This is a genomic window from Providencia burhodogranariea DSM 19968, assembly GCF_000314855.2.
In the GTDB taxonomy this organism is placed as follows: domain Bacteria; phylum Pseudomonadota; class Gammaproteobacteria; order Enterobacterales; family Enterobacteriaceae; genus Providencia; species Providencia burhodogranariea.
The window spans coordinates 198,813-212,917 of record NZ_KB233223.1 but is presented as its reverse complement, the minus strand read 5'-3'; the positions used below and the strand labels follow the sequence as shown (position 1 = coordinate 212,917).

The window sequence follows — 14,105 nt, the reverse complement described above, 5'->3', positions numbered from 1 at the left end:
AGTGCATTTGAGACAAATTGCACCCTTTTATTCATTTAACTAATAACTCTATAAACCAATTTATAACCAAAATAATATGTATTGCATGCATGTGAAATCATGTAATTTGAAATAAATGAGCAAATAAATCAAAAAGTACTGACTTAACCATCTCCGAAATCGCCTATATCAAAAATAGAAACGTTGTTTTTGAGCCATAAGCCATCATGAAATTCACTGTAATAGCCAAGTTAACGCCCTGCCATATGACACTTATTCTCACTCTTAAACTATTAAAGCAACCTCTAAATTCATTCATCTTATAAATCATTCACTACACAGCACAAGATGTGTCAATTCGACTCGTTAATTTTCAATTTTGAGTCAAATATGACACAAATAACTGATATTGAGATATTTTTTGAAGCAGGACATGATGACGGTGTCAGAAAAAAAAAGACAAAAATATTGCGTGTTTTCCATTTTTATATCTCTTTTCACAGGTGAATTTATGCTGTCATTTTTAAAACCAGCTATGGCAAAAAACAAAGTTGCGCCTGGAGACGTACCAGCAACTTATAAACGCTATCGCGTTCAAGCACTACTTAGCGTGTTTCTCGGTTATTTAGCTTATTATATTGTTCGTAATAACTTCACACTCTCGACTCCATACCTAAAAGAAAACTTGGATTTGAGCACCACCCAAATTGGTCTGTTAACTAGCTGTATGTTGATTGCTTACGGTATCAGTAAAGGGATCATGAGTACCCTTGCAGACAAAGCGAGTCCGAAAGCCTTTATGGCATTTGGTTTGATCCTCTGTGCCGTTGTTAACTTCGGTATGGGTTTCAGTAACGCATTCTGGCTATTTGTTGGATTTGTTATCCTGAATGGTCTATTCCAAGGGATGGGTGTTGGTCCTTCATTTATTACCATTGCTAACTGGTTCCCGCGTCGTGAGCGTGGTCGTATCGGTGCTTTCTGGAATATTTCCCATAACATCGGTGGCGGTATTGTTGCCCCTATCGTTGGTGCTGCTTTTGCGGTTCTTGGTACTGAACATTGGCAGAGCGCAAGCTACATGGTTCCTGCTTGTATCGCCATTTTGTTTGCCATTGTAGTATTAATGCTCGGAAAAGGCTCGCCGGCTAACGAAGGTTTACCGGCTCTTGACAAAATGATGCCTGAAGAGAAAGTGGTATTAACCGCTGCTCAACAAGAGCAATCACCTGAGAACATGAGCGCATTCCAAATTTTCTGTACTTATGTCCTGAAAAACAAAAATGCTTGGTATGTCTCTTTCGTTGACGTCTTTGTGTATATGGTTCGTTTCGGTGTCATCAGTTGGTTACCGATTTACCTATTGACTGAAAAGAACTTCTCTAAAGACCAAATGAGCGTTGCATTCTTATTCTTCGAATGGGCAGCGATCCCATCAACCTTACTGGCAGGCTGGTTAACAGACAAACTGTTTAAAGGTCGTAGAATGCCACTGGCTATCGTGTGTATGGTACTGATTTTCTTCTGCCTGATTGGTTATTGGCAGAGCCAGTCTCTCGCGTTAGTCACTTTCTTTGCTGCTATCGTGGGCTGCCTGATTTATGTACCGCAATTCCTAGCTTCAGTCCAAACCATGGAAATCGTCCCGAGCTTTGCTGTCGGTTCAGCGGTTGGCCTGCGTGGTTTCATGAGCTACATCCTCGGTGCAACATTAGGCACTAGCTTATTTGGATATGTTGTTGACCGTATGGGCTGGCACGCAGGGTTCTACCTACTTCTTGGTGGTGTCGTCTGCTGTATCATCTTCTGTATCCTGTCTCACTTTGGTGCACTAGAACTTGAACGCAACCGCCAACAAGTCACTAAAGAAGATAACGCTGAAGGCGAATTAGCTAACGCTTAATAAAATAATTAACTCAGTATCCTAAGACATGAAGCCCTAGTTAAGATTGATAACTAGGGCTTTTTATTCGCATTATCATGAGCGCTACTCCTAACATATCTGTGCCAATATTCCTTCATTAATAGACTCGACGTCACTTCATACAGCAAACAACACTTTTACTCTCTTATTTATATTCACAATGCCATTTTTCCTGTGGTAATTGTGCAAAGCTTCCGGTAAAGTTTGCCGCCTTTTTCTAAGTGTCGTGAAGATATCAGGAGCCGAAATGTTTATTGGTTTTGACTATGGGACATCAAACTGTGCTGTCGCAATAATGAATGAAGGGAATCCAACCCTTTTACCTTTAGAAGGTAATAGCTTCTATATTCCTTCAACCCTCTGCGCGCCAACCCGAGAGTCGGTCTCTGAGCATCTATTTCGTCACCTTAATATTTCGCCTTCAGACGCAATAGGCGAGCAAATTCTGAGAAGATCCATTGCCCATAACCGTGAAGAAGGGATTGAGCTAATTCCCGAAGATATCGTGTTTGGCCAAGCGGCATTGGATTTGTATCTTAAAGATCCACGTGATGTTTATTATGTGAAATCACCAAAATCCTTCCTTGGTGCATCCGGCCTTCATGACGTTCAAATCAGCTTCTTTGAAGACTTAGTGTGTGCCATGATGGCCAATATTAAGCAAAAAGCTGAGCAACAAACTCAGAAAATCATTACCGATACCGTTATTGGTCGGCCAATCAACTTTCATGGCCGTGGCGGCGAGCTAGCTAACCAACAAGCTGAAGCTATTTTGATTAGGGCTGCGACACGAGCAGGATTTAAAAATATTGCCTTCCAATTTGAACCTGTTGCTGCGGGTCTGGAATATGAAGCGACATTAACTCAAGACCAAACTGTGTTAGTCGTCGATATTGGTGGTGGTACAACTGACTGCTCATTAATTCAGATGGGACCCAGCTATCGCGGTAAAAATGATCGTACTGCAAGCTTATTAGCTCACAGTGGTCAGCGCGTGGGTGGGAATGACCTAGATATTTATCTGGCACTGAAACAGCTAATGGATCAATTTGGTATGAGCAGCCAAACCGTGTCTGGTATTAAAATGCCATTGATCCAATTTTGGAATTCAATTGCGATTAACAATGTTGAAGCGCAAAAAGATTTTTATGCGAGGCCCAATTTAGCCGCACTCAACCGCATGAGACAAGATGCCAAAGAGCCAGAAAAACTAGTACGCCTAATCGAAGTCTATAATGAAACGTTAGGTTATAGCCTTGTTCGCCGTGCAGAAGAAGCCAAAATTGCTTTATCTAAAGATGAAAGTTATTTGGCGCGTATCGAATTACTCAATGAAACGTTAGAAGTGAACATTCAACGCGATCAAATGGTTGAAGCCATTGAATCACCAAAAAGTAAAATGATTGAGCTGGTTAAAGAGGCGGTTAATCAAGGTGGTGTACAACCTGATGCTATCTTTGTTACTGGAGGTTCAGCACAATCACCAGTTCTATGCCAAGCCATTGAGCAACAATTACCCAATATTCCTATTGTCCGAGGCAATGATTTTGGTTCCGTTACCGCGGGTCTAGCGCGTTGGGCCGAAGTTTGCTTCAAATAGATTTAATTAATTTGAGTAAGCCGTGACATATCACGGCTTACTCAACACGGCTTACTCAACACGGCTTACTCAATTATTTTGAAAACAATTCAATAATACAAAAATCATAATGTGAATCAGCTTCAACACTAAACTGCCGCGAATGATGGTTATTTTCCACCAATAAAGTTTCAAATTCGTTTAACTGATATTGTTCAGCATCAACGATAATCTTGAGCTTATTCTTCGCATTAAAGATTAAAACTTGGCTTGCATCGCTAATCCATGATCCTACATCCTGAGTATTCAGCCATTGTAATCGAGCAGCATATTTATCAGGATTATAAATGAGATTAAAATCGCGAATAGCTTCATCTAATAATTCTGCGTGGACGTCGCTTTCACCATGAAAATGAAGAAATTGTTTTTGATACAGTGCCACAGGTGCATTTTGGTCAATATGTAATGTCAGACCTAACCCGCCATCCAAAACGCCGATAATTCGCTTTCTATTGGGAAAGTAAGAAAATGAGCCAGCTGTTTTAACATCCGCAATAGAGACCCGCCAATCAAAATCAACTAAACCATTACCGTGGCTACGAGCGATTTCTAACGTAAAACCTTGTCCATTTTTCCATGGCATTTTTTGATAATTGTCTACTGTCAGTACTCGATTCATGGCTAGACAAGCTCCTTTGATTCAATATAGTTTATTTTATAACTAGTTGAACCATTTGCCTAAATATCACGTTCAGCAATGTCTATTAATTCACAAAAATGGAGAAGGATTATTCCCTTTCATCCATTTTTGCAATAAACCCAATAATACAGTGCTACTACCTAGTAAAATAATGTCACAACCACGGTATCAGTATAATTACCGGATGGAGGCCATTCTTGTGTCGGAACTGAACCATATACGATAACACTTTGGCTCTTACCATCTAAAGAGACACTATCAACTGTATTATAATGAATAATATCTCCCCAAATAGTCGTATATGAGGCGTCTTGATAGAGCTGATAACTAACACAATCTCGCTCTGAACAGAGCTGACGACTATTCTCCTTAAAGTGTAATCCTTGACCTAAGCCTAATGAAAAAGCCGTACCAGTAGGACATGTTGCTGTAATCTTTGCCGTTGTTTTAGCCTGCAATTTTTGTCCACTAACCGGTGATAACAAACCAAAGTTCATATCACTAATACTATCTATCTGGCATCCTTGTTTGACTTCAGCAGTCGCTGATGACTGAACAATTCTCACATTAGTTTCCGGCATTGCATTACAAGATAGTAATTGTGACTCTTCTTTTGCCGCCATAAACTTAATAACAGTAGAGAAGCCATAGTTATGATAGCTCCATGCCGTCAGAGACATTTGTTTAGGTGTAATTTTTGCCGTTAAATTAAAATAAGCTTCTTGTGTTGAGCTATTCGGTAATATGTAATCGATTTGTGCATATTGTGGTGTTGAGCGACTTAAAGGTGTTGACTGGTCGCTAAGCGGATATAAATTAAAATAGAGTTCATTTGCAGGGAAGCTATTCGTGCGCATGACTAATGGCGCTTCATCTTGTATACGTAAACAAGCTCGAATATAACGAGTGCTCCCTTCATAATTATTACAAGTAAATACCACTTTTCCTGTTGTTGATGCACCTTGCCCTTGTGTAACCGTACCAAAATTAAAATGCGTACCTGAGCCATTCCAACATTCCGTACTGGCAAATGAAACAGAAGGTATACTAATTATTAGAAACAAAAATATATTTTTATTCTTTAGTAACATACAACCTCTTTCTCAACAAATGGCTCTGAGCTATTTTCTATTTGTGGTAAAGTTATCTGGCATTTTCCTTTCGCCCATATAACTTCAATCTCTCGCACAGTTTCCCAACTCTCCAAATATATTTGGCTGCCATAACCGACCAGCGTATTTTGTATTTCATCAATATCCATCTTATTACGATAGATAGATACCGCCGCTGCCGTTGGTATTGCTTGACCATCCTCCTGTTTAACATTTAATAATAATGCATTGGTTCTATACAAATTAAAGGAGACTAATGTGCCATTTCCTTCCCGAGGAATAACTGTTTTTTCAGTATCCTTAATACGGTAATCGGCTGATAGCGATAAGGCATTAATTCTAATTTTTTGTGGCTCATAACCATACAAATCATTTAATAAGAAACGACCTTGTTTATCCGTTTTCCCCACTTCAATATTTTGTAAATAAACAGGAATATCAGGAACACCTGATGCATCAGCGATGGCAAATGCATTACCTAATTTGCGCATAAAATAAACATCTTCATCTAAAAGTCCGACGGCACCATTGCTACTCAAATAATAACTACTGTCATTACGGTCACGGTTATACCCAATCTGCCACTCATTTACTGCATTTCGATTGGTGAGATCAAGATGAAGATTACTATTATCACCGAATTGTTGTGCAGCTCCCCATCCCCACCCTGCCACATCAGGTAATAAGCTATGACGATATTGAATTTGTTGATTGATATTTTTATTGTCGTAGTTTGTTTGAAGTGATAAATAATCTTCATTAGAGAGTGGAATACTCACCATGAAATACATTGAATTATTATGATTATTACTTAGCTCCCTTGCTACATTAATAGACAAGGTGACATAATGCGTATACGATTTCGACCAAGAAATATTGGCATATTGTATATTTCTTTCAGAATACTTACGTTCTACCCAGCCGCCTCCAAGCGTACCTATATCCTCAAAAGACCAACTCGCGAAGGCATTATTGGATTTTAATGGCATTAAATTTCCGGTTTGAGTGGCTACATCAGCAAAGTTTGTTTCTTGTTGCTGGTGATCAATAGATAAACCGAATTGCCTATTATTCCATTGCCATCCAAGTCCCCACTGATACCCAAATTTATTTTGATATTGACTCCAAGCACTATTACCGCGTAATACCCCAACATAAGGAGAAATTAACCAATAATAACCAGCACCAATATTTTGTAGATCACTATTTATTTCATTGTGACCAGTCAAAGTTAAGTTATCAGTAATACCATAGCGACCATCACCTACCACCATTAATTTAGAGTTATACCCAAAGGATTGTTCATTATAGTTTTCTCTTAACCAACCTAAGCTAATATCCCATGTATATAATCCTCGTGAAATTAGTTGATTAGTATTATAAAGTGATATGTCAATTTTCTGCTGCTGCCCATTAATATCCGTAACAATTAGTTGGGCATTGCCTGCTCCAGAAAAAGAAGGGGCGGTGTTTAATGTAAATTGTCCAGGGTCGATTCGTTGAGTACTATTTTTAATACCATCAATATATAAATCAATAGTTGATGGTAATACAGCCGTATTGCTATAAATAGGTTTTGACGTGATATTAAAATTGGGTTGTAAATTATAATTGTGCGAAAAATGAATCCCACCAAAGCGTACACGATTAGTCCATGACTGCCCACTGGTAATAGCATCTCCTAACGTTAGTGTATTTAATGTATCTACATCACTAGTTTGCCATGATGTCATTAATCGGTTGAATTGGTTATACGTTGTTTGTGGAGTTTTAGATAATTGGCTATTGAATGACGTGTTAAAATGACCTGAACCATAACCCAGTAAGCGAAATTCAGTAAAAGCAGTAATATTCTTACTGTATGTATCGTGGCTAGCGAATAAATCATAATTCATTACACTCCCTTTAATTATTGGGGCAATTTGACTTTCGGTTAATAAAAAGCCTTGCCCTTGAATAAAGGGTTTTTGTTCGCCGACAAACCAATGCCCATCAGCGATAATAGATAAAGATTGAGAAAGTGGTTCATAGGTAATATTCATTCCTGATTGAGGAACCAATTGAACCCAGCCTTCTTTCTTAGTCAATTCACTCGTATTTAAATTAAGAGCTTGAATTTCAGTTTCAGCGATCCAAAATGTATCACCCTCTTTTCTTACTTCCACAAAATTAGGTAAAACCTGCTTATTGATAGAAACATCTAGATAAAGTGTTTCAATAGGATTAGCAATAGCAGAAAATACTGCGCAAAGAGATAAACTAACGAGTGAGAATAGTGAATATTTGAGGTTCAGCATGCCCATTGAGCGTCACTTTTAACGTTTGTCCCGACACAATATGAGAAGGTAGCGGCCACTGCATTTGATTATTCGCTAACACATATCCCAATAATCCTTTATTAATGACAACTATTTTACCTTGGCTAACAATTGAAACATCACTTAATTTTATATGTTTATTGTTATCATTACGCACTTTAAGTAATGCAGGAGTCACCGAGCTATCAATCCATATATTTATTTTGGTATTATCAATAATACTAGATGGGGTATTAATAAAAACAGGTAATGAATAACGCAATAAAAAATTAACTGCACCAGCATTTTTTACTTCATCACTCCCCGGTAATTCATCAATAATTAAACGGTATGATTGCTCAGTATCCGCTATTTTTTGATTTGGTTGAATAATACGAATCAATTGTTGTTGTCCAGGAGGAATATCCGTTAAAGGTGGGCTAACAATTATATTGTTAGTCTCTATTAATTTATTTTCCCCATTTTCTTGCTGCCAAAGAAAAACACGGATCTGTGCATTGATAGCATGATCACCCGCATTAGAAACATAAATAGCTTTCGCTTTTTCGCCCGCTAAAAAATCAATATTAACAGGGTAAACTTGTAATGTGGCAGCATAATTTGAGAAAGGAATCGATAACGTAATAAAAAATAATATTTTAAGTAAGATATAAATAGATTTGAGCATGAATTTACAATATTTTGAAGAAAGGAGCCATGATGACTCCTTTATGATAATAGATTTAGTAGTTAACTAAAATAGAAACGGTATCTTGATAAATACCGGCAGGAGCTTGCTGTAATGAATTTGCCGCAATTTTTCCATAAATTTTTAGTTCCTGAGTCGCACCGTTACCCGTGTTCGTGGAACCCACTGTCATTGGAACTTGACCTGCTTCGTCAGCATATAATTGATAAGAAACTTTGTTTCCATTACCATCATTTAACGTATAGTCATGAGCAGAATCAGCCGTCAAATTATATTCGGTTCCTTGAGTACAAATCACTGATGCGGTTGCATTTGTAGTTCGATCACCCGCATTACTAAATTGTGAACCAAAGCTCATATCACTGACTGAAACAGTACAAGCTTTCAATACAGTTAAAGAGACATTCATATTTCCATTTGCTGTTTTGTTATCAGTTGTTGTACTTGCAAATGATGAAGCCGTTACACTTACAGCACCGATTAATATTAGATATTTAATTTTATTTAACACGAAACTTACCTGACTTGACATAAAAAACATAGCAGAAATAATCAACATATTGTTTTATAACAAATTAATGTTGAAAATCGGTATATTATTAGCAATAAAGTACTACAATCTTTTTATTAATTAACTGTTAATAAAAGTTATCAATGCTGCTATTTTAGACATTTTAGAATAATTTTATAGAAAAGCAATCAACACTTTTTGTGTGGATACTCTTTTCATGATCTTCAAGATATAAACATCTAAATAGATCGAAAAACAAATAATAATCAGATCAATAATCTAAATGTATAGAACAAGTGGAAACAAAAAATCAATTCATCGAAAATGCTTTAGTATGTGTGATGAAATATTAAAATATTCTATTAATTATTATACTGATAAAGCATGACATGATTTTTACAGGCTAAATTAAATTAACTCATTTTATTGATTATTTTTCTGATTACCGAATCGCGGATAAATAAACATCAAAAAAAGATGCTTATACTTTTCAGGTCACTATTTATGCTATTTGGGTTTTAACATATATGAGAGGAATTGCTATAAAGTACTTTTCTGTTTATAAAAATAAAATATAGCACTGAGCTTATTTATTACTCGATGAAAATATACTGTTTTTCCTTTTATATGAAATTTACTGCAAAACCATTTATTTTAACAATTTAAATCAAGTTATGACGAGTTTTTATTATTTCAATATTCTCGTCTTAGATCTTTTGAAGTTATTTAATTGTTAATGACCTTAAATAATAAGCATAATGGAACCTAAAAAATAGGATATTCTATTTTATCTTGCTCAACAGCAAACGCCAAATTAGCCCGTTCTCTGACAAGGGTTATGGTTAAATTAACTAATAGAACATTAGCCATATCCTCCTCTTTCCTGTTCGGCTAGACATGATACAAAAATCAATTACCTAAACTGCTTAGCTATTTTTTATTCATCAGTATACTATATGTTGTTTACTGTATTGCCTTGGTGGAAGACCTATAGTTCGTTTGAAGGCTTTGGCAAAAGCACTTTCTGATGTATAACCCAAGCTAGCAGCGATCACATTGATTGAATCATGAGAATTTTTAAGCCGATCACAAGCTAGCTGCATGCGCCAATATGTAAGATATTCAATTGGTGAACGCCCAACAATACGTTTAAATCGCTGCGCAAAAACAGAGCGAGACATACCGACATACTTGGCTAATTTCTCTAGTGTCCAATCATCATTGGGCTGATTATGAATACAGTTTAGTGCCATATTTAATTGCTTGTCAGCGAGTGCAAAAAGCCACCCTCTCCCCGACTGATTAGAAATATACAACCTTAAAGCTTGGATCAACATCATATAGGCGAGTTGCTTCATAACTAATGCACTTCCCGGCTGTGGGTCACGAACTTCTTGAGCAAGTTGCTCCAATGACCAATGCATTGCCGTTTTATCAGCACTATTTTGAATATGAACAATCGGCGGCAACGAACCTAGCAACATATCGGCATGCTCACCCGTTAAAAAGAAATGCCCACCCACCAGAAAACAACCTTGTTGTAGGTTACTGTGTTGCTGATTATTGAGTGTATCAATGCCTAATTTTCCTTCAGCACGCAGTATCGTGAAATCAATCGGCGTAACATCCAGATTTGTTGCTAAGCAAAAAGCATCACCAGGTGGTAAAAGATAGCAATCACCAGCAACAAGCAAAATGGGTTCTTGAATACCGGTCACAGACAACCAACAGCGACCCGATACCACTGCATAACACTTAATACCTGCGTGTTGCGGCCATTGCACTGCAAGATCCTCGCTTAGCGCAACACCACCCGAAACATAACTTGTCGGATTTAATAAAGATAAAAAATCAGAAAGTGGATCCATTGAAACCTCGGACGATCAGACTAAAAAGAAAGTTATTTGGACATTGTTCGTATCGTCTTATCTATTTACAGTAAATTCTCTTGGGCTACAACCTAGCTCCCTACTCGATCTTAAGGATCTACAACTATGCGAATATTTGTCACTGGTGCTACCGGTTTTTTAGGCTCTACCATTGTTCATCAACTACTAAGCCAAGGCTACCAAGTATTAGGCTTAACACGTTCTAAACAGGGTGCGGCACAATTAACATCATTAGGCGCTGAAGTACACTTGGGGGATATCAACGATCTCGATAGCTTACGCATTGGCTCAACACTTGCAGATGGAATAATCCATACTGCCTTTAATCATGATTTCTCAACCTTTGCCGCTAATTGCCAAACCGACCGGCTGGCTATAGAGGCAATGGGCTCAGTATTAAAAGGTTTAGATAAGCCGTTTATCGTGACCTCTATTGCCGGAATGGGCGCCCTAGAAAACCATCAATTAGCCTTAGAAAATCAATTTAATATTGATTCAACCAATCCACGTAAAGAAAGTGAATTAGCAGCTCTTCAGCTCATCGAACAAGGGATTAATGTGTCAATCATACGCTTGCCACAAGTGCACAATACGATTAAACAAGGATTGATTACTGACCTTAAACAGTTAGCCAAACAAAAAGGTGTCTCCGCATATGTTGATGATGGGCAAAATCGCTGGGCAGCCGTGCATATTAGTGATGCTGCTCGGCTTTATTTGCTAGCTTTACAGAGACAAAGCGCGGGGAGCCGCTACCATGCAGTCGCAGAAGAGGGGATTTCACTTAAAAGCATTGCCAAAGCCATTGCTAATGGGCTAAATATTCCTACTCAAAGTATGACTCAAGAGCAATCACAAGATCATTTTGGCTGGCTTCATCGATTTGTTAATCATGATATGTCTGCATCCAGTATCATGACGCAGAGGCTACTAGGGTGGAAGCCGATAGGGCCTAGCTTACTCAGTGATTTGCAACAGATGGAGTATGATTAGTGCCTAATTAACGTCATATAGATATTTTTATCTATCCATCAACTATACCTTCTATAAAATTTAGAAATTATCATAATGCAAATTAAATAATGAATAGAGAATTAGACAATAATTTTCTATTCTTAATTTAAATTATCATTAATAACTAAATTCAATAAAATGAATTTAGTTTTATATTACTCATCATTAAGCACAGTGAATGACCACTAAAGACAGCTAGAGACAAAGGAAAAAGCAATCAAAATTAAATAATTAAGATTTAAATCCACTCTTTTTAGCTGAAATTAAATAAATCGACACATACCACAGCTAGCACAACAACATTATCGCACTCGTTCCAATCAAACCCCCAAGGATCACCTTCGCATAATGCCGTTAATTAGCGACTTAATGTGATGAATATCAAAAAAGCGATCTTTAAATTACTTTCATATATAAAAGTTATAATAGCCAATGTTTTAACAATTTAATTACCTGATTGTTTTTCATACTAAATAATTTTTTATATCACTTTGTAGGCAGCATTACTTTTATATATAAAAGTAATATCTTCTGCCGATTAAAAAAACACAATCCAGTTCACAACTTCGTAAAATATTAAGAAATATTCAGCTAATTGCCAGTGATATTGCCCCTCCATATAATCCCAAACAGACGTGAGCTTAGTGTGTATTTCACCGTGGGATTAAAAAATGAAAAAATATAGAAGCCAAGAATGGTTCGGAGCAACAGACAAATCTGGTTTTATTGCACGTAGCTGGCTTAAAAACCAAGGACTACCCAATGATGCGTTCGATGGAAGACCTATTATCGGTATTTGTAATACATGGTCTGAATTAACCCCCTGTAATGCGCACTTACGGGATTTAGCCGAACAAGTTAAGCAAGGGGTTTTAGAAGCGGGTGGAATTGCATTTGAATTCCCTGTCATGTCACTTGGAGAAGCGCTCATGAAGCCAACGACGATGTTATATCGTAACTTGGCAAGCATGGATGTTGAAGAATCTATCCGAGCAAATCCATTAGATGGTGTTGTGCTATTAACTAACTGCGACAAAACCACACCGGCATGCTTGATGGGAGCTGCAAGTGTTGATTTACCAACTATTGTCGTCACTGGTGGGCCAATGCTTAACGGTAAACACAAAGGAAGAGATATTGGTTCTGGGACGGATTTATGGAAGTTTAGTGAAGAGCTACGCGCTGGCATTATTACCCAGCAAGAATTTAATGAAGTCGAAAATAATATGTCTCGCAGTGCTGGGGCATGTAATACCATGGGAACCGCCTCGACCCTCTCTTGTATGGTTGAATCTTTAGGTTTATCATTACCTGATTCCGCAGCGATTCCAGCCGTTGACGCGAATCGCAAACGTGTGGCTCGTCTTTCCGGTCGTCGTATCGTGGAATTAGTCAAACAAGATATTTGCTTATCACAAATATTAACGCGAGAAGCTTTTGAAAATGCCATTATTGCTAATGCGGCAATTGGCGGCTCGACTAACTTTATTATTCATTTATTAGCAATCGCGGGTCGGATTGGTGTTCCACTTTCATTAGATGACTTTGACAAGCATAGCCAAAATATTCCATTACTCGCTAACTTGAAACCATCCGGTAGTTATTTAATGGAAGATTTCCATTATGCGGGTGGTTTACCCGCAGTTATTAATCAATTATTAGATAAAGTTAATCAAGATGTCTTGCAAGTTAATGGATTAACACTGAAAGAAAATTATTCTAATAGTAAAATTTATAATGATGATGTGATTAAACCTATTTCCGCTCCATTACAAGATGATGCAGGAACGATTGTATTAAAAGGTAATTTATCTCCCGATGGAGCCATTATTAAACCCTCTGCGGCAACACCAGAGTTATTAAACCATAAAGCAAGAGCCTTTGTTTTTGAAAATATTGAAGATTATAACGAAAGAATTAATGACCTTGATTTAGATATTAATCCAGAAGATATCTTAGTGTTAAAAGGTGCTGGGCCAAAAGGGTATCCGGGAATGCCTGAAGTGGGTAATTTTGGATTACCTTTAAAAATGTTGAAGTTAGGTATCAGAGATATGATCAGAATTTCTGATGGAAGAATGTCAGGAACTGCATTCGGTACTGTTGTGCTACATGTTAGTCCTGAATCAAATGTTGGAGGAACACTCGCATTAGTTAAAACTGGCGATATTATCGAATTAAATTGTCAACAGCGGCAATTAATATTGCATGTTAGTGAAGATGAACTTTCTAAACGTCGTGATAATTGGATTCCTGAAGAAACGAATTATTCTCGTGGATATGCCAGCCTTTATATTCAAACAGTTAACCAAGCGAATACTGGCGCTGATCTTAATTTTCTCACAGGTAAATCAGGTTCCTTTATAAAACGTGAGCCTCACCCTAAATAAA

At 37.4% G+C, this 14,105-nt stretch carries 10 protein-coding genes; 4 read left to right on the top strand and 6 right to left on the bottom strand.

Features of this window, described 5'->3' with window-relative positions:
• Positions 1 to 490: 490 nt before the first annotated feature.
• Together pgtP and yegD are read left to right on the top strand one after the other, a co-directional pair.
• The gene (pgtP, locus tag OOA_RS11640; RefSeq protein WP_008912346.1) at positions 491 to 1,882 is read left to right on the top strand and encodes a phosphoglycerate transporter PgtP; all 1,392 of its coding nucleotides are present in this window, start codon (positions 491 to 493) and stop codon (positions 1,880 to 1,882) included.
• A gap of 268 nt (positions 1,883 to 2,150) precedes the next feature.
• On the top strand, positions 2,151 to 3,503 hold the full coding sequence (gene yegD, locus OOA_RS11635) for a molecular chaperone (RefSeq protein ID WP_008912345.1): 1,353 nt from the start codon (positions 2,151 to 2,153) through the stop codon (positions 3,501 to 3,503).
• 73 nt (positions 3,504 to 3,576) lie between these two features.
• Here yegD and OOA_RS11630 read toward each other — a convergent pair whose 3' ends face one another.
• From OOA_RS11630 to OOA_RS11605, 6 genes are all read right to left on the bottom strand, one after another.
• Entirely contained in the window at positions 3,577 to 4,161 is a 585-nt protein-coding gene (locus OOA_RS11630; RefSeq protein ID WP_008912344.1) for a HutD/Ves family protein, read from the bottom strand.
• A gap of 161 nt (positions 4,162 to 4,322) precedes the next feature.
• Positions 4,323 to 5,273 carry a Csu type fimbrial protein gene (locus OOA_RS11625; RefSeq protein WP_008912343.1) on the bottom strand — a complete coding sequence of 317 codons (951 nt, stop codon included), beginning with the start codon at positions 5,271 to 5,273 and terminating at the stop codon, positions 4,323 to 4,325.
• A complete protein-coding gene (locus tag OOA_RS11620) occupies positions 5,264 to 7,597 on the bottom strand; it encodes a fimbria/pilus outer membrane usher protein (RefSeq protein WP_051040855.1) in 2,334 nt (777 codons plus the stop codon). The genes OOA_RS11625 and OOA_RS11620 overlap by 10 nt, the downstream gene beginning before the upstream one ends.
• Positions 7,554 to 8,279, bottom strand: coding sequence for a fimbrial biogenesis chaperone (locus tag OOA_RS11615; RefSeq protein WP_008912341.1), 726 nt, complete (start codon positions 8,277 to 8,279; stop codon positions 7,554 to 7,556). The genes OOA_RS11620 and OOA_RS11615 overlap by 44 nt, the downstream gene beginning before the upstream one ends.
• Positions 8,280 to 8,334: 55 nt before the next feature.
• Positions 8,335 to 8,811, bottom strand: a complete 477-nt coding sequence (locus tag OOA_RS11610; RefSeq protein WP_008912340.1) for a Csu type fimbrial protein — start codon at positions 8,809 to 8,811, stop codon at positions 8,335 to 8,337.
• A gap of 944 nt (positions 8,812 to 9,755) precedes the next feature.
• Positions 9,756 to 10,679: an AraC family transcriptional regulator gene (locus tag OOA_RS11605; protein ID WP_008912339.1), complete on the bottom strand. Its 924-nt coding sequence runs from the start codon at positions 10,677 to 10,679 to the stop codon at positions 9,756 to 9,758.
• Between the two features lie 126 nt (positions 10,680 to 10,805).
• Here OOA_RS11605 and OOA_RS11600 point away from each other — a divergent pair, with 126 nt between their 5' ends.
• Together OOA_RS11600 and OOA_RS11595 are read left to right on the top strand one after the other, a co-directional pair.
• Complete coding sequence (locus tag OOA_RS11600) at positions 10,806 to 11,693, top strand: SDR family oxidoreductase (protein WP_008912338.1); 888 nt, start codon at positions 10,806 to 10,808, stop codon at positions 11,691 to 11,693.
• Between the two features lie 692 nt (positions 11,694 to 12,385).
• Positions 12,386 to 14,104, top strand: coding sequence for an IlvD/Edd family dehydratase (locus OOA_RS11595; protein WP_008912337.1), 1,719 nt, complete (start codon positions 12,386 to 12,388; stop codon positions 14,102 to 14,104).
• The last annotated feature ends 1 nt before the right edge of the window (position 14,105 follow it).

What these genes read in the sequence shown, in the direction of transcription:
- pgtP (WP_008912346.1), top strand. Translation starts at nt 491, where the DNA reads ATGCTGTCATTTTTAAAACCAGCTATGGCAAAAAACAAAGTTGCGCCT.
- OOA_RS11600 (WP_008912338.1), top strand. Translation starts at nt 10,806, where the DNA reads ATGCGAATATTTGTCACTGGTGCTACCGGTTTTTTAGGCTCTACCATT.
- OOA_RS11620 (WP_051040855.1), bottom strand. Translation starts at nt 7,597, where the DNA reads ATGGGCATGCTGAACCTCAAATATTCACTATTCTCACTCGTTAGTTTA.
- OOA_RS11625 (WP_008912343.1), bottom strand. Translation starts at nt 5,273, where the DNA reads ATGTTACTAAAGAATAAAAATATATTTTTGTTTCTAATAATTAGTATA.
- yegD (WP_008912345.1), top strand. Translation starts at nt 2,151, where the DNA reads ATGTTTATTGGTTTTGACTATGGGACATCAAACTGTGCTGTCGCAATA.
- OOA_RS11595 (WP_008912337.1), top strand. Translation starts at nt 12,386, where the DNA reads ATGAAAAAATATAGAAGCCAAGAATGGTTCGGAGCAACAGACAAATCT.
- OOA_RS11615 (WP_008912341.1), bottom strand. Translation starts at nt 8,279, where the DNA reads ATGCTCAAATCTATTTATATCTTACTTAAAATATTATTTTTTATTACG.
- OOA_RS11605 (WP_008912339.1), bottom strand. Translation starts at nt 10,679, where the DNA reads ATGGATCCACTTTCTGATTTTTTATCTTTATTAAATCCGACAAGTTAT.
- OOA_RS11630 (WP_008912344.1), bottom strand. Translation starts at nt 4,161, where the DNA reads ATGAATCGAGTACTGACAGTAGACAATTATCAAAAAATGCCATGGAAA.